General features: G+C 42.9%; 21 protein-coding genes. 10 read left to right on the forward strand and 11 right to left on the reverse strand.

Features of this window, described 5'->3' with window-relative positions; all coding sequences use genetic code 11:
* Position 1: 1 nt before the first annotated feature.
* The 7 genes from B5771_RS14820 to B5771_RS14850 form a co-directional block, all read right to left on the reverse strand.
* Entirely contained in the window at positions 2 to 2569 is a 2568-nt protein-coding gene (locus tag B5771_RS14820; protein ID WP_088188221.1) for an FtsX-like permease family protein, read from the reverse strand.
* Positions 2566 to 3249 (reverse strand): ABC transporter ATP-binding protein, encoded by a 684-nt coding sequence (locus B5771_RS14825; RefSeq protein WP_088188222.1) that lies wholly within the window; start codon positions 3247 to 3249, stop codon positions 2566 to 2568. The genes B5771_RS14820 and B5771_RS14825 overlap by 4 nt, the downstream gene beginning before the upstream one ends.
* An 82-nt stretch (positions 3250 to 3331) precedes the next feature.
* The gene (locus B5771_RS14830; RefSeq protein ID WP_088188223.1) at positions 3332 to 4321 is read right to left on the reverse strand and encodes a HAMP domain-containing sensor histidine kinase; all 990 of its coding nucleotides are present in this window, start codon (positions 4319 to 4321) and stop codon (positions 3332 to 3334) included.
* Positions 4308 to 4994 (reverse strand): response regulator transcription factor, encoded by a 687-nt coding sequence (locus tag B5771_RS14835; protein WP_088188224.1) that lies wholly within the window; start codon positions 4992 to 4994, stop codon positions 4308 to 4310. The genes B5771_RS14830 and B5771_RS14835 overlap by 14 nt, the downstream gene beginning before the upstream one ends.
* A gap of 262 nt (positions 4995 to 5256) precedes the next feature.
* Entirely contained in the window at positions 5257 to 6282 is a 1026-nt protein-coding gene (gene mglC, locus B5771_RS14840) for a galactose/methyl galactoside ABC transporter permease MglC (protein WP_047810473.1), read from the reverse strand.
* Positions 6283 to 6296: 14 nt separating this feature from the next.
* Positions 6297 to 7814 carry a sugar ABC transporter ATP-binding protein gene (locus B5771_RS14845; protein WP_088188225.1) on the reverse strand — a complete coding sequence of 506 codons (1518 nt, stop codon included), beginning with the start codon at positions 7812 to 7814 and terminating at the stop codon, positions 6297 to 6299.
* 156 nt (positions 7815 to 7970) lie between these two features.
* The gene (locus tag B5771_RS14850) at positions 7971 to 9011 is read right to left on the reverse strand and encodes a galactose ABC transporter substrate-binding protein (RefSeq protein WP_088188226.1); all 1041 of its coding nucleotides are present in this window, start codon (positions 9009 to 9011) and stop codon (positions 7971 to 7973) included.
* Between the two features lie 372 nt (positions 9012 to 9383).
* Here B5771_RS14850 and B5771_RS14855 point away from each other — a divergent pair, with 372 nt between their 5' ends.
* A complete protein-coding gene (locus tag B5771_RS14855) occupies positions 9384 to 10226 on the forward strand; it encodes a DegV family protein (RefSeq protein ID WP_047810476.1) in 843 nt (280 codons plus the stop codon).
* A 451-nt stretch (positions 10227 to 10677) separates the two neighbouring features.
* Here B5771_RS14855 and B5771_RS14860 read toward each other — a convergent pair whose 3' ends face one another.
* From B5771_RS14860 to B5771_RS14870, 3 genes are read right to left on the reverse strand one after another with little or no spacing between them, the layout of a single operon-like run.
* Complete coding sequence (locus B5771_RS14860) at positions 10678 to 11355, reverse strand: hypothetical protein (protein ID WP_088188227.1); 678 nt, start codon at positions 11353 to 11355, stop codon at positions 10678 to 10680.
* 20 nt (positions 11356 to 11375) lie between these two features.
* The gene (locus tag B5771_RS14865; protein ID WP_088188228.1) at positions 11376 to 11885 is read right to left on the reverse strand and encodes a hypothetical protein; all 510 of its coding nucleotides are present in this window, start codon (positions 11883 to 11885) and stop codon (positions 11376 to 11378) included.
* A complete protein-coding gene (locus B5771_RS14870; protein WP_088188229.1) occupies positions 11860 to 12432 on the reverse strand; it encodes a sigma-70 family RNA polymerase sigma factor in 573 nt (190 codons plus the stop codon). The genes B5771_RS14865 and B5771_RS14870 overlap by 26 nt, the downstream gene beginning before the upstream one ends.
* Positions 12433 to 12934: 502 nt before the next feature.
* On the opposite strand from B5771_RS14870, the gene B5771_RS14875 reads away from it, so the two are divergent.
* From B5771_RS14875 to B5771_RS14915, 9 genes are all read left to right on the forward strand, one after another.
* Positions 12935 to 13768 carry a 4Fe-4S binding protein gene (locus B5771_RS14875; RefSeq protein ID WP_088188230.1) on the forward strand — a complete coding sequence of 278 codons (834 nt, stop codon included), beginning with the start codon at positions 12935 to 12937 and terminating at the stop codon, positions 13766 to 13768.
* A gap of 13 nt (positions 13769 to 13781) precedes the next feature.
* A complete protein-coding gene (locus B5771_RS14880) occupies positions 13782 to 14078 on the forward strand; it encodes a 4Fe-4S dicluster domain-containing protein (RefSeq protein WP_088188231.1) in 297 nt (98 codons plus the stop codon).
* A gap of 38 nt (positions 14079 to 14116) precedes the next feature.
* Entirely contained in the window at positions 14117 to 14704 is a 588-nt protein-coding gene (locus tag B5771_RS14885; protein ID WP_088188232.1) for a hypothetical protein, read from the forward strand.
* Between the two features lie 14 nt (positions 14705 to 14718).
* Entirely contained in the window at positions 14719 to 14916 is a 198-nt protein-coding gene (locus B5771_RS14890; RefSeq protein ID WP_047810483.1) for a hypothetical protein, read from the forward strand.
* Positions 14917 to 14957: 41 nt separating this feature from the next.
* A complete protein-coding gene (locus B5771_RS14895; RefSeq protein WP_088188233.1) occupies positions 14958 to 15353 on the forward strand; it encodes a MaoC family dehydratase N-terminal domain-containing protein in 396 nt (131 codons plus the stop codon).
* Positions 15353 to 15754, forward strand: a complete 402-nt coding sequence (locus B5771_RS14900; RefSeq protein ID WP_047810485.1) for a MaoC/PaaZ C-terminal domain-containing protein — start codon at positions 15353 to 15355, stop codon at positions 15752 to 15754. Before B5771_RS14895 ends, B5771_RS14900 begins: the two co-directional genes overlap by 1 nt.
* A gap of 268 nt (positions 15755 to 16022) precedes the next feature.
* On the forward strand, positions 16023 to 17495 hold the full coding sequence (locus tag B5771_RS14905) for a 4-hydroxyphenylacetate 3-hydroxylase N-terminal domain-containing protein (protein ID WP_088188234.1): 1473 nt from the start codon (positions 16023 to 16025) through the stop codon (positions 17493 to 17495).
* A 142-nt stretch (positions 17496 to 17637) separates the two neighbouring features.
* A complete protein-coding gene (locus B5771_RS14910; RefSeq protein ID WP_088188235.1) occupies positions 17638 to 18396 on the forward strand; it encodes an alpha/beta hydrolase in 759 nt (252 codons plus the stop codon).
* A 42-nt stretch (positions 18397 to 18438) separates the two neighbouring features.
* Positions 18439 to 19305 (forward strand): enoyl-CoA hydratase/isomerase family protein, encoded by an 867-nt coding sequence (locus B5771_RS14915; RefSeq protein WP_242966851.1) that lies wholly within the window; start codon positions 18439 to 18441, stop codon positions 19303 to 19305.
* A 391-nt stretch (positions 19306 to 19696) separates the two neighbouring features.
* On the opposite strand, the gene B5771_RS14920 is transcribed toward B5771_RS14915, so the two are convergent.
* Positions 19697 to 20560 carry a hypothetical protein gene (locus tag B5771_RS14920; RefSeq protein ID WP_088188236.1) on the reverse strand — a complete coding sequence of 288 codons (864 nt, stop codon included), beginning with the start codon at positions 20558 to 20560 and terminating at the stop codon, positions 19697 to 19699.
* Positions 20561 to 20780 lie beyond the last annotated feature (220 nt).

A 20780-nucleotide genomic window follows, 5' to 3' on the forward strand; every position in this document is an offset into this window, starting at 1 on the left:
ATCAAGTCATGTCATCCCGAAGTGCATCAATGATATTTTCTCTTTTTATCTTGCTAATGGCATACATCATGGTGATAAAGATGACAAGAAGCACGCTGAACACGCTGATTCCGATACTGGCCCACGGCAATACAAAATTAATACTCTCCGTTCCGCCGCTGAACATTCCTTTGTAAATCAGCCAGGAGAAGATGATGGCCAGAGGAAGCCCGACAAGCAGCGCCCTCAGGCCATAAAAGGCGCACTCAAAGCGCATCATTTTATTGAAATCGCGGTCGGACATTCCCACAGAGCGGAGCATAGCAAGCTCCCGACGACGCAGCTTGATATTCGTAGAAATTGTGTTGAATACGTTGGCAATGGCAATCAGCGAAATCATAATGATAAACGTATAAGCGAACACGTTGGCAATGAATATCGTGTTGCGGTTCTGATCAAATATTTCAGACGAATTCAAAAGGAAATACGAGGCTGTAATTCCTTCGCCCTGAATCATCATTTTCATTTCAGCCACAGACTGGGACGGATTCTTTGACTGAAAGGTCATGCCCTTAACCCTGATATTCGACGCAGTCTCGGTGTGAACAAGCTTCTCCTTGAGCGAGTAGGGAGCCATTCCCATAATAGTGTATGGCCGCAGCAGGGACATTCCTATCGTCGCTGGTGTATCAGGCGGCACGGTATTGACAAACGTAATGCTTACGTTTTGCCTATGTTCCGTTTTCAGCTCACTATTTGTTTCGGGAGCGATGGTAAAATACAGGGAAGAACTCTTGAATAGATCATTGCTGTGGCCTTGCATTTTGGCAACGGCAATCAGTTTTGCGTTTGCCCCGGTATATTCCTTCTCGGGCAAACCCAAGCCTTTGATAATTTTCAGATAGGTTCTGTCATCAAGAAACTGAATTTGCATGGGCAGATTTACCGTTTCGTTCGACGAATGTGCCCCTGCGGATTCCCAATAAGCGTCTGAAAGGTCGCTTGCTTTGGCAGCGCAGGAATACTTCATAACAACTTGATAGGAGCTGCCGGTAACACCGGCGGCCGTTTTCAGTTTGTCGTAAAGCTGCAGCATTTTGCTGTCGGTCATATCCTGTGTGCCAAAACCGATGTCGTAGTTGCTAACCGCTTTTGCCTGTTCCGATGCCTGTTTCAAATTCGTTACAAAAGCACTGGCCGATATAAACAACACGATGCTTAAAACAAGTGACAACACAATGCTGCGATAACGTTTCTTGTTTCTCTTGAAGTTTTTCAGCGCAAGGGCTCCTTCCAGGCCGAAGATGTGCTGTGCCGGTTTTGAAGTTTTGAGTGCTTTGGCTTCCACTTTCACCTCATGCGTCTGGCGAATACACTCCATCACAGGCATATTGGCAGCCTTGCGAGCCGGGATATAGGCCGAAATTAGAATCGTAACCATGCTGACCGCCGCCGCGCCGATAATCACGGGGGCGGATACCGCTAAGGTTAAAGGGACGTTATCGTAAAGTATGTTTTCAAAATTCTTGGCGACAACGGAAAGCACAAGTCCCATGCTGCCTATTCCGACAATAACGCCAATCGGTATGCCGATCGCACCAATACAAAGCCCCTCAAACAGTACCGAATGGCGCAGTTGTTTTGCGGTGGCTCCCACCGACGAGAGAATCCCGAACTGGTGTGTGCGCTCGTTCAAGGAGATGTTGAAGGAATTATAAATTAGGAAAATCGAACCAATCATAATGATGAGGACTACAATGCCTCCGACGGAGTATAGAAGTGCGTTGAACACCTTATCGCCTGGATCGCTTGAAAGGCCCATGAAGCGCAGTACATCATTATTGAAGATGAAAGCATGGCTTTCGGCTGTACTTTTTGCGTAAGCGTGAACTTCACGCGGGTTTTTCAGTGTGACAAACAAGCTGAGATCGTCGGCCGTGTTTGCGGCATCTGAGGTTGTGATGACGGTGTATCCCGGTGAAGAATCTTCCTGAAAATGGGGCGTTTGGCAGATGCCCACCACCTTGTAAGTTCTCTCTGCTTTGGGCAGAAGCGTTTCTTTCCCGGGAATGTAAGAGTCGCCCTGACCGAGTTTCTTGTTTCCGTTCATGCGGTTCCCGACAGCAAGGGTAAGTGTGTCGCCTACTTTGAACTGAACGCCGCCCTTTGTCATGACGCTCCCCGAAACAAGAATCTCCCCGCTGTTTTTCGGCAGCCTGCCGGATGCCAGAGTGATAGGCAGGGCAGCAAAGGTTTTTTTGTTGAATCCGGCGATAAAAAGATACGGTTTGTTGGGATTTTTCCCGCCGTCAAGTTTTGCGCAGCCGATATTTTCAAATGTTGCGGTATTAGCTACTTTATCATTGCTTGCCTGTTTCGCCGCGAAAGAAGAATTCACATCCTCAAACTCAACATGCCAACCGCCGTATTTCTGGGCTGCGCCCTCAGCCATATAGTTCAACAGAGAAATACCAAAGGTGGCAACTGCCGTAATCAGGGCGGCGGACAGAATAACTCCGATCACCGTTACAATCGTTCGTGTGCGGCTTTTTTTCATGCTTTGCAGGGTAACTTTGTGGAAAATGTTCATGATCTCACCCTCTCGTCTCGCACGACTTTGCCGTCTGATATACCGATAAGGCGGTCTGCTTGCAAGGCGATAGTTTCATCATGGGTGACGACGATAAGGGTCTGCCGATATTTTTGATGGCTTAATTTCAGCAGCTTGATAATTTCATGTCCATTTCGGCTGTCCAAACTGCCCGTGGGTTCGTCGGCAAGCATGACCGCCGGGGCGTTCATCAAAGCGCGTCCTATGGAAACACGCTGTTGCTGACCGCCGGAAAGCTGATTAGGCAAATGGGTTTTGCGGTCTTTTAGCCCAAGCAGCTCCAACAGGTCATTCAGCCGTTCCTCGTTGACCTTTCGCTTGTCCATCAGAATCGGCAAGGTGATGTTTTCCTCCACATTCAGAGTGGGAATGAGGTTGTGGAACTGGTAAATCAGCCCAACCTGCCGCCTGCGGAAGATGGCGAGTTTTTCATTGTTTTGGGCATAGACATCCTGCCCGTCCAAATAGACTTTTCCGCTTGTCGGCACGTCCACGCCGCCAATGATGTGAAGTAATGTGGATTTGCCGGAGCCGGAGGAGCCGATGATTGCAGTAAACTCCCCCTTATCGATGCTAAGTGAAACATGGTCAAGGGCGGTAACTTGATTGTTGCCCTTGCCGTAGACCTTGCATAAATTTTCAACTTTTAAAAACTCCATTATGTGAGCCTCCTTCGTCACGGTTTACCCATATAATAAAGCTTTCAACTTACATCTCAGTGACTTTCCGGTGAGAGATTCGTCACTTTGGGAAACGGATGGCAAATATCGCGCCGCCCTGCGGGTGATTTTTAGCGGTAATCGTCCCGCCCTGCCGGGTTATAATCATCTTGCAGAGAGCCAAGCCAATCCCGTATCCTGTCGCGCCTGAGTTTTTCCCGCGATAAAACCTGTCAAACAGGCAGGGTAAATCTTCTTTCTCAAAGCCCGCGCCGCTGTCGTGGATGGTAAGCTCGGTAAACAGTGGGTTATCCATGCAGACAATCTCAATTCTCCCATTCTCGCCTGTGCTTTCCAGGCAATTTTTGAGGATGTTTTGAATGGCTTCCGAAAGCCAAGCGGAATCGCCCTGAATTATTAACCCTTTCGGTGCATCTATTTGCCAATCAATATCGTGCAGTTCCATTGGGATTAGGAACGGGCGCAGCGCGGCACCCAGCAAGTTGTTTACTTCAATTGACTCGCTTTGAAACTCCACAATGCCCGCATCCAAGCGGGATAATTTTAATAGAGAAGTAATCAGCCAATCCATCCGTACAAGTAATTCCTCTGTTTCCCGGACAAATGCTTTCCGCTCATTTTCGCCAGGGTTGTTCGCTAACAATGACAGAATAAGGTTCGCGGATGTGAGCGGGGTGCGGAGTTGGTGGGCTATGTCAGCCAGCGAATCGGCAAGATGTTCTTTTTCTTTTTTCAGCGCGTCGTTTTGTTCACGAATACGCAGCATCATTTTTGTGATCTCGCTTTGCAGAATGGAAAGTTCGCCCTCATCCGATTCACCAATATACAGATGGTCAACATTATGCAGCACAAGGTCGATTTGATTTGAAATCCGCGCAAGGCTTTGGTATCGGGCTTTAGTAAAGGCAAAAAACGCTGTGCCAAAGGCGGCGGCAGAAGCAATAGCAAGGATTCCCGCCGCCACATTTACAGCAAATCCCAACATTACTGCGGCGGAGGCTATTAAGGCGAACAAAATGGCTAACTGCCGAAACTCTCTATTCCGTAGCATATTTGCCACCTAATTTATACCCCGTCCCGCGAACGGTCAGAATGATTTGCGGGCTTGCCGGGTCATTTTCTATCTTCTCCCGCAAGCGTTTGATGTACACAGTCAAGGTATTGTCATTGACAAACTCGCCCGCCGCGTCCCACAATTCGTCAAGCAGCCTGCCCCTCGTAATAATGCTTTTAGGGCTGCTGATAAACATCAGCAACAAGCGGTATTCTAAGGCTGAAAGAGAAACCTCGCTGCCGTTTTTTGTCACAACGCCGCTTGCCATATCGACATGAAGCCCGCTAACTTCAAAATCCGACCCGGAACGGCTGCTTTTGCGCAGGGCGGTTCTTATACGTGCAATCAATTCGCGCGGACGAAAAGGCTTGGTGATATAGTCGTCCGCGCCTATGTTCAGTCCGGTAACAACACTCGCCTCATCGCCGGAAGCTGTCAGAAAGATAACGGGAATATCTTGCGCTTCTTTGATTTCCGTGCAAACTGTAAAGCCATTTCCGTCAGGCAAAGAAATATCAATCAATGCCAAGTCAAATTTATTCCCGGCAAGCGCGGTAAGGGCGTCACCCCGCGTAGGGGAGTGGGTGACTGTAAATCCCTCCGAGTGGAGCAAAAGCATAAGGTTTTTGGCGATTGTCTTATCGTCCTCGACCAAAAATATCCGTGGCATTAGTCAGACCCCCGTTTGCTTATCCATTCTTGTAAGTCGCCTAAATCTTCGTCAGTCAATTCCTTGTCTTGATGAAGATGAAGTTATGACTCTTGCTGCTAATACAAGAGTGTTAGATTGATCGCATAATACATCTTGTATTAAAGGGCTGTCAAGTGTTGTCGTTCCTGTTTCAATGTCAATTACCAAAAGAGGCCATTGCGTCACGGACTAATAATTCGTGCGCAATGACCTCTTTTAAAGCAAGAACGAACTTTAAGTATTATTTTTTTGTCAGATACTTTCGTATGTCAAAGGCAACGGCAGCTATGATGATCAAGCCTTTAATAATGAGCTGCCAGTAGGGGCTGACTCCGATATACGTGAGTCCATAGTTGATGACTCCAAAAATAAGAACTCCTACGAGGACTCCCGGTACAGTACCTATCCCGCCGGCAGTGGATACTCCGCCCACAACACAGGCGGCAATGGCATCTAACTCATACATATTTCCGTAATTATTCGTGGCTCCGCCTGTTCTGGCGGCTTCCATGACTCCAGCCAAGCCATAAAGGGCTCCGGCGATGGCATAAACATAGAGCAAGACTCGTTTGACGTTGATGCCGGAAACAATAGCTGCTTGAATATTTCCGCCTATGGCGTACATGCTTTTGCCAAGACGTGTTTTGTTGAAGATGACCCACACAATTAAGGCGACGATGAGAGCAATAATAACAATGTAGGGAATCGAGTAAACTCCTGTTCCAATATAACCGCTTCCCAAGTCGGTAGTGAAATCCGGTCTTAAACCACCGATGGGCTGGGATTGATTGGGTTTCATATCAAAGTAAAGGGAGTTTAGCCCATATACAGCAACCATTGAACCCAAGGTGGCAATGAAGGGAGGGACACTGAACCATGCAATAATAGCGCCATTAATTATACCAACGAGAAGCCCGGCGAAGATAGCAATTAGAACAGGTACTAATAAGGGCAGATTAGGCATCCCGGGGTAAAAACGGTGGGAATATTCTTGGATTTGCAGCATCGAAGCGGACAAAACAGCAGCAAATCCTACCATGCGCCCGGCTGAAAGATCAACTCCTCCTGTGATTAGAACAAAAGCTGCGCCTAAAGCAATAATTGCTCGGGTGGAGGACTGCAGCAAAATATCCCTAAAGCTGCTGAGGGACAGGAAGCTTGGATCAATGACCGCAATACCTAGAATAAGAATTACAAGAACAAAATAAATTGCATATTGAAAAAAGAAACTACCAATATTCTTGGAACTGACATCCTTCGTCGTCATTTAAAGACCTCCACTCAAACCATAAACTTTGTTGCGAGGTGCATGATGTCTTCTTCAGTTTTGTTTTCTCCTTCCAAAATACCAGACATTCGGCCTTCGCACATGACCATAATCCTGTCGGACATGCCGATAAGTTCAGGCATTTCTGAAGAAATCATGATGATGCTTTTCCCTTGTTGGACTAACTCAGTAATAATTGAATAAATTTCAAACTTTGCACCAACATCAATTCCTCGTGTTGGTTCGTCAAGCATGAGAATCTCCGGTTCAGTTAGGAGCCATCTTGCGATCAATACTTTTTGCTGATTTCCTCCTGAGAGGTTTTTAATTTGTGTCTTCGCGGAGGGAGTTTTAATGCGCATCTGGTTAATACTATGCTGGACGTCCAGGCTCATCGCTTGTTGTTTTAACAAAAAATAGGGACTGATATACCGATTCATGTTGGCCATCACTGTATTTTCCACAATCGGAAGTACGGGGAAAATTCCCGTTGCCCGCCGCTCTTCTGTAAGTAGGGCTATTTTGTGTTTTTTGGCATCAATAGGCGATTTTATTTTTACATGGTTTCCTTTGACAAAGATCTTTCCGGAAGAGACCGTTCTTAAGCCAAATAGGGCTTCGATCAGTTCCGTGCGCTGGGCTCCGACAAGCCCTCCAATACCTAAGATTTCACCTTGACGTAAATCGAAGGACACATCTTTGAAACCTTTGGGAAAGGGTGATGTCAGACCTTCAACTCGCAGCACTGTTTCTCCCGGGGCATGATGACGTTCAGGATATCGTTGGGCTAAATCCCGTCCCACCATTTTGGAAATAATAAGATTAGTCGTTAACTCTGCGGCAGGCCAAGAGCCGATACGCTGACCATCACGCATGATCGTTACTTCATCAGAAATCTCCAGGATCTCTTCGATTTTATGAGAGATGTAGATGATAGAAACTCCTCTTTTCTTCAAAGAACGAATAATTTTAAAGAGTTGTTCTACCTCATTTCCCGTTAATGAGGAAGTGGGTTCATCCATGACAATCACTTTCGCTTGATAGGATACTGCTTTAGCGATCTCAATTGATTGGATTTTGGAGACGGATAAAGAGCCTACAAGCACGCGTGGGTCCAAGTCCATTTCCAGGTCTTTAAATATGGTCATTGAGTCTTCATACATTCGCTTATCATCGATTAACTTCAGGGGTCCTATCTTGGTGAGGGGAAAACGGCCGAGCCAGAGATTCTCCATCACGCTTCTGCGGGGTACGGGATGAAGTTCTTGATGAATCATCGAGATTCCATGATCGAGGGCTGCTCTGGAATTTTCAATTTCAATGGTTTTTCCGTTTAAGAGAATTTCTCCTGCGTCCGGCTTATAGATTCCAAACAAGCATTTCATAAGAGTTGATTTTCCGGCACCGTTTTCACCCATCAGGGAGTGTACCGTACCGGGGCGAACCTGCAGGGTGACATTGTCAAGCGCTTTTACGCCGGGAAACTCTTTAGAAATGTTTTGCATTTCCAGTAAGAATTCATTTTCAGGCATTTTTACCCTCCTGTGCTCCGTCCTTCCCTAAGATCTATAAGGATATAATGTGGCTGTAGATTGAAAAATCTAAAGAAGCAAGGGGGAATCGTGAAACATTGCCCCCTTGCTTTATACAATGTAATAATCAAGCCAAATGGTTTGCGAAGAAGAATATTATTGGGCGTCTGCTATATTAGCCTTAGTAATTTTTTTGTAAGGAACCCACACATATTTGCCGTCAGTAATGTCGTATCCTGTATTATCTTTACTGGGAGTCAATCCTTTAGCTAGGGCAACTGCCAGGTTAAGGGTCGCTGCACCTTGATTCTTGGCATCATTTAAAACAGTTCCTAAAAGAGTTCCGTCTTTCAGTGCCTGCAGGCCGGGAGCTGTTGCGTCGACACCGACGACAGGCATATATTTATTATTTGTGAAGTAACCTTTGGCTTTCAATGCTTCGATAGCACCTAAAGCCATATCATCGTTATTAGCAAGAACGGCTTCGATTTTATCTCCTTGAGAACCTAAGAAAGCAGCCATTTTATCCTGAGCTTTAGAACGATCCCACATTGCGGTGTCCTGAGCAAGTATGTTCACTTTGATTCCGGCATCTTCAATTGCCTTTACAGAATATTTAGTACGGGCGATAGCGTCTTGATGTCCGGGTTCACCCTGGAGCATAACAATATCCATGACTCCGTCTTTGTTTTTGTCCATTTCCGGATGAGCCTTCCAATAATCTACGAGGATTTGTCCCTGCATGATGCCGGATTCTTCGGCTTTGGCACCGACATAATATACTTTGTCCCATTTGTTCATATCATTAGTCTGAGGTTCGCGATTAAAAAAGACAACAGGAGTGTTTGCGGCTTTAGCCTTATCGATAATAACCCCGGCAGCGGTAAGGTCTACCGGATTTATTGCCAGAGCATTGACTTTCTTATTAATAAAGAGGTCTACTTTATCATTTTGCGTAGGCTGGGAGTTTTGACTATCTACGATGTCAACAGTGGCTTTCCCTTGAGCTGCATTGGAAATGGCATTGCGAACACCAGTCATGAACGTGTCATCAAACTTGTAGATAGCGACACCGATCGTGGGCTTTTTGTCCGATGTGCCTGATGAGCTTGAACTTGTCGTTGAGGTTGAGCCTGCACCACAGCCGGCTAAAAAGAGCATGGCTCCGGCGAGCATCGCTGGAAGAAGTTTTTTCATTTGAATCCTCCCTTTAATTAGTTTTTTCACAAAATTGACTTAGTAAATTTAATTTCCTAAGTCTATTATAGTGTTCGCTATTCTGAGTAGTCAAGGACTTTATTTAAGCAGTTAGGTAAGCTCAAAAGGAACATTGTACCAAAAAGCTTTTAAAATTAAGCGCTCTTCAAACATTATTAGTTCGTTAAATTAACCAAGTTAGTTATCACCATAGTGTATGCCTCCTCTTGAAGCCAGAAAAGGCCGTTCTGCTTGCGGAAAACAGTAAATAATTAAATAAAATGCCTGTCTTGTTGAAGGAGAATAGTGACGATAAGGCGAATAAAGTGATATCTTGAAAAGAATAATAATACAATAGACGGAGGATTTTAAATGAAGAGGATCGCACTGGTCACTGACAGTACGGCCGACCTGACCGAAGAAATAACTAAAGAGTATGACATTTATGTCATTCCCTTGAAAGTTAACTTTGGTGATCAAGAGTTTTTAGATGATGAGCTTTCCAGCGATGAGTTTTATCGGCGCTTAACTATAGAAGAAAAGCTTCCCCAAACCTCCCAACCATCACCTGAAGTTTTTCGACGATTATATAGCAGGTTACTCGAAGAATATCAAGAGATTATTTCCATACACATCTCTTCTGCATTAAGCGGAACATTTAATGTGGCAAACTTGGCTAAAGAAAAGTTCAAAGAAAGGATACATCTTATCGACTCCAAAACTATTAGTCTCGGTATGGGCTTAATGCTGATCGAGGCTGCCCGAAACATCAAAGATGGATATGACGCCGGGTGGATTGTCAATAATCTGGAGAAAGCCAGGAAAAATATAGAAACACTTTTTACGCTGAATACCTTAGAATATCTGCAAAAAGGTGGTAGAATTGGCAGAGTCCAAGGCTTTATGGGATCTCTTTTAAACCTAAAGCCGATTATTCGTGTGGGAGACGATGGAGTCTATCATACTTATGCTAAGGCCCACAGCCAGAAAAAATCTCTTGAATGTGTAATTCAAGCTTTTCAGGATTTAGCGAAGGGGAGAAAACAAATCCGATTGGCTGTTGCACATGGAGCGGCTGAACAAGCTGGCCATTACCTTAAAGAAGCTTTAGAAAATGTATGTCAACTTCAAACAACGGTTTTCACACAGGTTGGGTCTGTTGTCGGTGTCCATACCGGTCCGGGAACAATAGGTGCTGCTGTTCAGTTTGATTAGTCAAGATTTGGCATTAATTCTGATGAAGATTTTTCCTTAAAGGTGATGACTATGAAGTATATTGAGTTGGCAATCGCGATAGGAATAGTTTTACTTTTTGCTTATTGGTCGAGGTATTGCCGTCGTCGACCAGAAAGGAAAACGGTCAAGAAAGCCTCGAAAATATATCCTTTAAAGAAAAGGTCGAGACAAACAAAATTGCGCAGAATTAAATAGGATGCTTTTTAAGCTCTTCACTGCAGAGATCGGCAAACTATAGCCTATAACTCCGAAAAAGGAGTGTTATATAAATGAGTGACCTGGCTAAACTTTCTTGGAATAGATAGTTAACCAGGTCTTATTTTCGTTATATTTCAGGCAGTATTGCTGGGCTATGACGTGTCGTAACAAAACCAGGCGGGCTTGCAAAGACATAGGGTATGAGTGTGAAGACGTGAATGCGGCTCTATAGTCATTGATCGTCAGAGATATCTGTACTTGTCTTTTGGCTTTGCCTTGCTTTAACAATGAGATAGACACCGGACAGGATAAGCAAAATGGGGATTAAACAGCTTTTAAGCATATAGTAATCATCCCAATTTCTAAATAATAGATGTACAAGATAAGAATTTTCTATAACTCGCAATAGGCTAAGAAATCCAAGAACTGTAATAACGATGCCTAAGATGCGACGGTTCTTAAACAGCAACGAGTAATCAAACATTTGCTGCTCAAAGAGATCATGGTCGCACAGTAATTGACCTTCCGCCATTCGTCGTTTTAGACTATGGCTTTCAAAGAAACTAAAGAACCAAGTGGGGATTACGATTAAGGGGATAAAAAAATCTAAATTAATATAATCGGCTATGACACATACACCCAAGGCGAGGATCATTAACTGCAAACCCCGCCGCATAAGCCCCATTTGCATATGAGCTGCACCAGGAATCAGGCTCGTACAGAAAAAGATGAATTTCTCGCTAAGGGATGACTTGTTTTTTGGCGGCAATTCGGAGAAAAGATTTTTTTGAATACATTGATGGCAGAGATTTTGGCCATCTATTTGAAGAGTACACTCTGGACATATTGGGTTTCTGCATTTTTCACAAAGAGCTTGGGCTTCTGCATTAGGGTGATACTTACATTTCATTAAATTAGGCCTCCTTCGGGTTATTGGTTACTTTTGTTTTGATTGTCAGTTAAAGCATCAATTTTTATAAGAAGAGTGTGGGCCAGCTGATTCATTTTGGTGAAAGGGAGTATTATTTGCTTACTGAATCCACTATCTAATTGAGCAACTTGAGTGTTCAGCAAATTGGGAGATAAGGACGATAGGTTCAAGGCGAAAAGGAGGAATCCGGCTGCCATCATACTGAACCCCCAATTTCTTAGTTCAATATGATAGGATGAGACCGTCTCTTTTTGAGTTGGTTCTTTGTTAGAGTCTGCTTGGTATGCGCTTTTAGTAATAGTTTTCATGATGTCGAGTTTGAGGTCTGGTGGAGGATCGAAATTGATTCTCCCCCTTGCTAAAAGTTCGGCAGTTTCTTGGATTTGCCAAAGGGCATTTTGACATTCAGGGCATTGGGCCAGGTGGCTGCTCATTTCATCAAGTTTTTGTCTATCTAAACTTTTCTTATAATAACTGTGCCAATCATCCTTGCTTAGATAACAAGTCATGACCATCACCTCCTAATACTGAGTGCCTTAATTTTTCTTTCAGCATTTTGCGGGCTCGGAATAAGCGGGTTTCAATAGTCCTTTTTGAGGTGTCCAATATATCTGCGATCTGCTGAGGACTAAAATCCTGGAAGTAGTATAAAATAAGTACAGTTCGGTAGATCTCTTGTAAACTTCTAACCGCAGTCTGAATCTCTTCGGAAGATTCCTGGCGAAGAAGTATTTCTTCCGGACCTACACTTTTATCAAAGCGATTTTCTAAAGAAGCTGGCTCTATAAAGAGCGGCTTTTTTTTTCGGGACCAATCAAGGCAATGGTTAACGGCGATTCGGTAAAGCCATGTGGAAAAAGCCGAGCCTTGTTTAAATCTGGGAAGGCTGTTAAAGGTTTTGATAAAAATTTCTTGAGTGATGTCTTGGGCATCCTCAACGCTTTGAGTGTAGTAATAAGCGGTCCGGTATACTCCTGTTTGATAACGTTCAACGAGATCTTCAAATAGCCCCGCATTTCCATTTAGAATGCCGGTAATTAATTCGTTATCTTGCAAATATTTATCACCGCCTTACTACTGATTAGACGTTCTAAAGCACAATTATACGTCAAGAAATTTTAGTTATTTTAAAAGAAATTTTTTTGAATTTAGATATGACCTATCGAAATATTGGTTTTGGCTTACAGACCCCCACTTCTTGTAAGTGGGGGGTGGGTCCCTCGTTAACTTTAGGTGGGGTAGAGTCCTCCTTCGCCGCTAAGTTTCCTATTGGGAAAGGCAGCTCGGCAATAATGTCCACTGGACATTATTGTATCTGAAGCCCCGATGTGACTATCCATATCATGCCATGAAATGTGTTTAGCAAGTAAACATAGTGTACCTGAATAAAACAAGGAACTCCTCAACTCATGTTAGGAGCTGTGAAAATAAAGAGTTTTAAGTTAGAGAGAGAGGAAAGTCAGTTGGCATACAAATTGCAATCAATCCGATTTAGAGAGAGCTAATACGATCGACAGAGGAGGAACTAAGTAATTTAAGAAAAAGGAGGAATCTTGAAATGTGCTGGGTATGTGAAAAATATGGTAAGGGCGGGAAATGGTATCTTAATCCGGAAAATTACGCTCGCCGCCTTTATAAAGTGCGCAAAGAAGGTAAAGAGGCTGCAGGGGCAGATGCAGATCCCCAAGCGGCGGGAATGGGAGCAGGTGTGGTGGCGGAATTAGTGAAAGCGCGGATCAGTGGAGACAGGGAATGGGAAAATGAAATTAAGCGAGAAGCTTTGGAACAGGCTTATCAAACACATTTTGGGCAGGTAGTTACCTTAGACGAATATTTGCAGATTTTAGACACGGCTTATCCTTTGGCCAAAATGACTTGTGGGTGTCGCCGTGTACAACGCGGTATGCCTGATGAAGAAAACTTCACCTGTATGGGGATAGGCCCAGGTATGTATAAATGGGAGCGCTGGCCTGAAACCTATCGAGGTGGTGTGGAATTTGTTACTCCCGCCGAAGCAAAAGAATGGGCAATGATGAATCACAAAGAAGGACGTGTTCAAACTGTTGACGTTTTTGGTACGCCCTATATTGGCGGATTATGCCAATGTGAATACCCGGGTTGTGTAGCAGTTCGGAATAGAATTGACTACGATTTTAAGTTTTTATTAAAAGGACACTTTGTAGCCAAGGTTGATCGAGAAAAATGCACGGGTTGTAAAAGCTGTTTAGGGCGTTGTCAATTTAAAGCTCTAAACTTGGAAGTCTATACAAGTAAAGCCTATATCGATTTGGAGCAATGTTTTGGATGCGGACTTTGTGTGACTGCCTGCCCAAGCGGTGCTATACAACTGCTTGAGCGGCAAAGTATGCCCGGATTAGCAGAAAATTGGTAATGGAGGGAGTTAAATGATTGCTCAAATAAATATCGATGATGCCTTATGTCGAGATCCTTTAAATTGCCGCAAGTGTTTAAGTGTGTGCCCTTCTGTTGTTTTTGTCTGTGGGCCTACAAAAGTATGGAAAGGTCGGGAAAGTGATTCTCGTGAGTATAAAATTTTTGGTCGTTATTATGACAAGTGTTCCGGCTGCGGCGATTGTGTAAAGGTATGTCCTGCAAATGCTGTTCAGCTGATCTTTGTACCTCGTGAACAATTAGCCCGTAAGTTTCGTGAAGAACGAGCAGCTCAATTAAAGGAACGTTAGTTGTACATTAAGCTATTTCAGGATGGAGGGAGTATGGTATGGTTTTGGATTTTAAAGCCCTGCAAAAAATCAAGGGTAACCCCAGTGCCGAGGTGGCACCTAATCGACGTTTGAAGGTAAACCCGGGACAAGACTATGTTTATGATATGCCTAAGGAATTGATCTATAACGTTAATAAAGAATTTCCGCTGGAAAATATGCTTAAGCAAGTAACTGACGCCGGAGAAGAGTCTTTGTCTATTCAGGGAAGGAAATTCATGACTATTTTAATCAGAGAAGCCGATTCTGAAAGATTTCGGGATCGAACAGCTGAGATGATTGAAAAAGTCGCCCAACAAACAGGTATACGTTTTCCCCATGTATTTGAGAGGTATATTGAATTGGGAATACTTGCGCTGCGTCCCCGAGATGCCTGGACGGTCACGGAGGCAACAACTAGGACTTTGAAAGTGCGCAGTTATAACTGTAGTTTAAGTAAACTTCTTGCTGAGAAAGGAGTTAAAAATTGTGGCCTGTTTTGTTTGGCTGCAAGCAAAACTGCAGCCGAAAGAATTAGAATAACATTAGATATAACTTGTGCTAACGACAATATGGAAATTTGTGAGTTTACCTATCGAACGCAATAAAGGGGGGCATTAAGTTGCATATTGGGCATAATCACGATGACATTGATCCGGAAAGCTTAGCTTTGAGGCATTACGGAGAGGGGATTTATCAAGAGTCATTGGGCAATTTCTCTGAGGCCTTGAATGAATATATGATGGCGAATGTATTAGATCCCAAGTTAGTGGCGGTTCAGAACAAACTTATCAGTTTGGGACAAAAATTAAGTCTTTAAATTACCGGGAATATCGATCGAGGAAGGAAGGTAGAAGGCTTTTGCTAAGAAAAGAATTAATTGGCAGAGAGAGTGAGTCGATTGTAGTAAAGATTAAGCCCGAAGAAGTGCGCCGTTTTGCCGAGGCTACGGGAGTTCCTTATAATGATCGAGTTCCGCCAACATTCGTAGGTACACTGTTACATGCTTCCATCGATGGAGTTGAATTGCCAATTGTCGGGATGATTCATGGTGAACAAAAAATAACCTATTCTCGTCAACTTCGAATTGGCGAAACTATTTCCTATAAAAAACGAGTTAAAGATATTTATGATCGAAGCGGTAAACTTGGAAAAATGACGTTTATTGTGCTGGAGACGATTGGGTATGACTTAACCGGAGAATTAGTATTTTCCAGCAGTTCAATTATTATTGCTCCGGGAAAGGAGGATGCTTAATGAAAAGTTTGTCTGATCATCAGGTATCTGAAAGGCTCCCTGTCCGTAAATGGATACCTACTCCCATGCAAATTCGTCAGTATGCCGAAGCTTCCGGGGATTTTAATCCTATCCACCTAGATGACAATTATGCCCGCCAGGCCGGTCTTGGAGGAGTGATAGCTCATGGCATGCTATCAATGGCTCAAATGGCGGCAATGTTGACAGATTGGATTGGAGATGAAGGAATAATTTCCAAAATTGATGTTCGTTTTGAACAGATGGTGCGCCCGGGAGATACTGTCCTCTGCTCCGGTTTTATAAGGGCACGTTCGGAGAAGGTTTTAGTCTGTGATTTAGCGGCCTTTAATGAGCGTGACGAAAGAGTATTGTCAGGCTTAGCACATATAACAATTAATTAAAACAGAGTTTTGAGTAATTCAAAGGGGAAGCAGTAACTGGAGAGAGCTATTTTTACAGTTCCCAGTTGATAATTGTCTGGTGTATGAATTCCATACATTTTGCAGCCCTCCTAAGAGTGTTAAGCACCCTTAGGAGGGCGTTTTTATGCCAGGAGAAAGTAACTTTTGGCAGTGTAATTTCTCCTGGCATGTATTTTGCAAATAGATACAACTATAAGAGATTTTTTTCGTTAAAATTTCCTGATTTGATTTGGAGGAGGAAAACCAGATGAGAACAAGAGCTCAGTATTTAGAAAGGCTAAGTAAAATGAACAGAAATCTCTATTCGAATGGAGAAAAAATTGACAGGCTTGATCCGCGTCAAGAAGGCGCTCTGAATGTAATGGGGTTGACCTTTGATGCTGCTTGGGATCCTGCCAGCAAAGACCTTTGTACGGCAACCTCCCATATTACAGGGGAAACTATCAACCGCTTTAACCACATTCATCAAAATTCCGAAGATCTGCATAAAAAGCAAGATATGACTCGTTTGTTATGCAATAAAGTTGGAGGATGTATTCAACGCTGTATGGGAATTGATGCGGCCAACGCCATCAACGCTGTTTCTTATGAGGCTCAAAAATCACCTAAAGCGAAAACAGCCTATCATGATAATTTCCTCAAGTGGCTGGAAAGGTTCCAGAGTGAAGACCTTGTGGCAAGCTGCGCGCAAACTGATGTCAAAGGAGAACGGCTCAAGCGCCCAGCGGAACAAATCGATCCCGACATGTATGTTCATGTTGTGGAAGAACGCAGTGATGGGATCGTAGTTCGCGGCTCAAAGGTTCATATTTCAGAAGCCTCAATTTCGGATGAAATCTTAGTTGTTCCCAACAGAGCTCTGCAAAAAGGTGAAGAATCTTATGCCGTGTGTTTTGCGGTGCCTTCAGATTATGAGGGGATTAAGCAAGTAGTTCATTATCATCTGAATCGTAAACGAGATTTTTTTCAAAAAGGAATTGAAACAGGATATACAGACTCTTACATTATTTTTGACGACTGTTTTATTCCTTGGGAGAGGGTTTTCCTGTGCGGAGAGATTCAACACGGGGGTATTGCAGCCTTGCTTTTTGCCTTGTTTCATCGGCATTCTTATTCGGGCTGTAAACCGGCAGCATTGGATTATGTTATTGGCATGGCAGGCCTGGCAGCAGACATTAATGGTATTGACAAGACTCATCACGTGCGCGAAATGCTCTCCAGATTAATCATGACAGGTGAACTTGGCTATGCAGCCGGTTACACGGCTTCTGCTTTGGCTAAGCCAGAGGTTTACATGCCCGGTATGGGAATGGTTCCTTATGGACCAGGGAGTTACATCCCAAATTCAATTTATGCTAATGTTGGGCGCTGTCTAACTGGTGAGGCGGTGTTTCATGAACAGGAAATCTTATGCAATATAGCGGGCGGAATGCCGGCAACCTTCCCATTTGAAAAAGATTTGATGAATCCGGAAACAAAGGCTCTACTGGAAAAATACTTAAATCGCAATCCGAAAATTCCTATTGAGGATCAAATTAAATTCTGGCTTAATTTCATCGATTTTGGGCTTTCGGGTTATGCAGGTACTTCGCAATATGGCAATTATCACGGGGGAGGGTCTCCTATCATGGAGCAGATCGCCATTACCACTCAATACGATTTAGAGTCTAAGAAGGACATTGTTCGTGAGATCGCCGGAATGTCACAGAGGAAGAAATAGTCCGAATCTTGTTTCAGACCTTGAGAAAAAGGTAAAGAAGATCTCCCCTGGCGAAAAGTTAGGGGAGAATCTCTTGTTTAAGTTAAAATATTTGTTACAATTGTTAAAAAAAGGCAATGTTCAAATGAGGGGAGTTGATTAAGTGCCTTATGCATCAGTTAAAGGAATAAACATCTTCTATGAGTCTACCGGCGGAGATTTTTTGCCTCTCGTTGTAATTCACGGGGCTGGAGGCTCAAGTCAAAGCTGGTCAAAGCAAATCTCGGGATTACAGGAGCAAGGAAATCTGATTGCCCTGGATCTGCCTGGGCATGGGAAGTCCGGCGGCAGTTTGCTTGCAGATATCCCATCAATGGCTGATTTTCTAAATGATTTTGTCCAAACTTTAGGTATTGAAAAATTCTTCCTAGCGGGGCATTCCATGGGGGGAGCAATTGCTCAGGAGTTTACTTTACGCTATCCGCGAAAAGTGACCGGGCTTATTCTCCTTGGAACCGGAGCAAGGCTGAGAGTGGGCCAAGGGATCTTGGATGCGGCTGCTTTAGGAATGTTTCCGTTTAAGAATGTCGATCATTTATATGGTTCAGCAACGTCAGATGAGGAAAAAGCTAAGGAGATGAAAGAACTGCAGAAGATTCCGGCAAACGTATTTTGGGCTGATTTTCAGGCTTGCAACACCTTTAATCGAATAGATGACGCAGAAAAAATTCAAGTTTCCACTTTAATTGTTGTCGGAGAAGAAGATGTGATGACCCCGGTAAAATACTCCCGATTTTTGGCTGATAAGCTTCCCAATACGAACTTAAGAATTATCAAGGGAGCAGGACATATGTGTATGCAAGAAAAAGCAGCTGAAGTCAACGAGATAATCTGGAATTTTCTTGAGAATTCCAGAGTGTAAACGGACCGATGTTACTTATTATTGCTCAAAGAAACTTCGAACTTGCCTTCAATTTTTGAAGATCCGTTTAACTATAAAAGGATTAGAGGTGAAAGTCTGGTTTATAATACCGGACACATAATGGTGAAAAAATATGGAGACATAATCAAATTTGAAAGACAAGATTATTGTGGAGCTATTATTTTAGACAATGCGGAAAAACTAAATGTCGTAGGAGATGAGTTCCTTAATGAACTGGGAGCCCTGCAACAAGAAATTCTAACCATGGAGGACTTGCGGGCTTTAGCCATTGTTGCCAATGGTGACAACTTTTCCGCGGGGATCGACTTGAAATTCCTTCAGGAAGTTAGTTCGGAAAAAGTGAAAGCAACTTTAACGTGGCTGCAAGGACTATATAGTTTCTGGCAAACCCTTTCAATACCAGTTGTGATTGGGGTGCAGGGATTTTGTTTTGGCTCGGCAGTAGAATTGATGTTAGGGTGTGACATTAGAATTGCCGCTGAAAACCTTAGATTAAGTTTGCCGGAGGTCAAACTGGGGTTATCTCCCGATATGGGCGGGACAACGCGCTTAACAAAACTTGTTGGAACGGGGCAGGCTAAGAGACTTATAATGGCTTGTGAGGAGATAGGGGCTCATGAGGCGCTGCAAATTGGGCTTGTGGAGAAAGTCGTTCCTGTTGAAAAATTGCGTGAGGCTACCATCCGGCTTGCTCAGAGGATGTCTGGATTCCCTCCTTCAAGTATTGCTTTTGCCAAGAAAGGTATTAATCTTGCTGAAGAAAGCAGTGTGACTGCAGGTCTTTTATTTGAACAAGCCCAATCAACCTATTGCTGCGGGACAAAGGATATAAAAGAGGCAATCTCTGCGTTTTTCGATAAAAGAAAACCCAGTTTCACAGGTAACTAATCTTTATCATTTTATAGGTCTAAGCACATTGTCCAATCGTAAGACTCCCATTTCTTTAAGTGGGAGTGGGTCCCCCGTACTCTGCTTCGGTCCCCTACCGAAGTCTCGATGTTCAGCTTTAGCTAAACGAGTTCACTGGCAATAACAGAAATTATTTGTCTAAGTTAAGCTTATATAAGAAGATATGATTACAAATTACGGCTAAATCTAAAAGAATCTTTGGGCGATTCATCTGTCCAAGATTCTTTTTAGATATTGTATGTTAATTCAGTTAGGTTAAGTTAAGTTTCAGTTAGGTCGAGTTGAACTGATCAGAATTCAGCTTAACTTAACCTAACTGAAAAAAGAACAGAAAAGAACAAAATAGCTTACTTATCTAAGCTTAGGTAAGCTAAGCGTGAAAATCGACAGATGTAGTAAGTTTATTTTTTTGGTCACCGACAGCATCCATAAATGTATTCCAACTATTAGAAAGATATTTAATCTCATTTACAAGATCTGATCGAGAAGCACCGTCAGAATCCGGTTTGTAATTCGATAATATGTTTTTATACACAGAATCTAATTGATCTTTCAAGGTGTCGGGATTTGTGACACTAACACTATTAAATAGACTTTGATACTGATTTTCCGATGTTTGGAAAGAATAGGAACCATTCTCCAAATCATCTTGCATCGTTGTTCCTTTATCCTTCCAACCCGTTTTAATAAGTACGGGATCGGTGGTATTGGCAAGTTGATCTGCGAAACCTTTTAAAAGGTTTACGTAATTAGTAGACAATTGATTCGTGTAATTATCTACAAATGAATTAAACTGTTGTTGATATTGCTCCGGTATTAGGTTTTTTGATATGTATTTGAATTCTAAATTTGTTTGACTGATGCGCATCCCATAAGTACCTCCGACCGTTTGGCTGTTGTTCATCGTTTGAGATGCAGCACTTAACGCGCTTTGAAGTTGAGAAATTTGATCCTTACTTAAACCTTGCATATCGTTTAAAAAAGATTCAAAGTTACTGCTATTAATGATGTTAGGGCTGTCATCCAGCAAATTTAAAGTTATGCCATTCGATTTTTTGGCTGGCAATGATAGATCAATATTATCTGTATTAATATGAAAACCTTCTAAGAATTTTTCATGAGTTACATCATTGGGATTAATCGCCGAAGAAGTATCAAGCTTATTGTGCTGTAACAAAGTCCTTGTTTGGTCATAAGAAATTGGTGGATAAGATTGCAAACTACTAATGGACATATATTTTTCCTCCTGAAGAAATAGTTTCCAATTTTAATATCGGCAGTTTCAGATTGATGGATTAGTTTTTGAAGCAAACAATATTTATTTTAATTTAGCAAATAAATCCAGGGCATCTAACGTTATTCTTAAATGGAAAATCTCACTTCATACATTCTATGTGGCAAAAACAAGGTCATCTAACTAAAAAGTTAGAATGTTTTAAATATTTTGGCATTAT

It is taken from the genome of Desulfosporosinus sp. FKA (genome assembly GCF_002196785.1).
Classification (GTDB): domain Bacteria; phylum Bacillota; class Desulfitobacteriia; order Desulfitobacteriales; family Desulfitobacteriaceae; genus Desulfosporosinus; species Desulfosporosinus acididurans.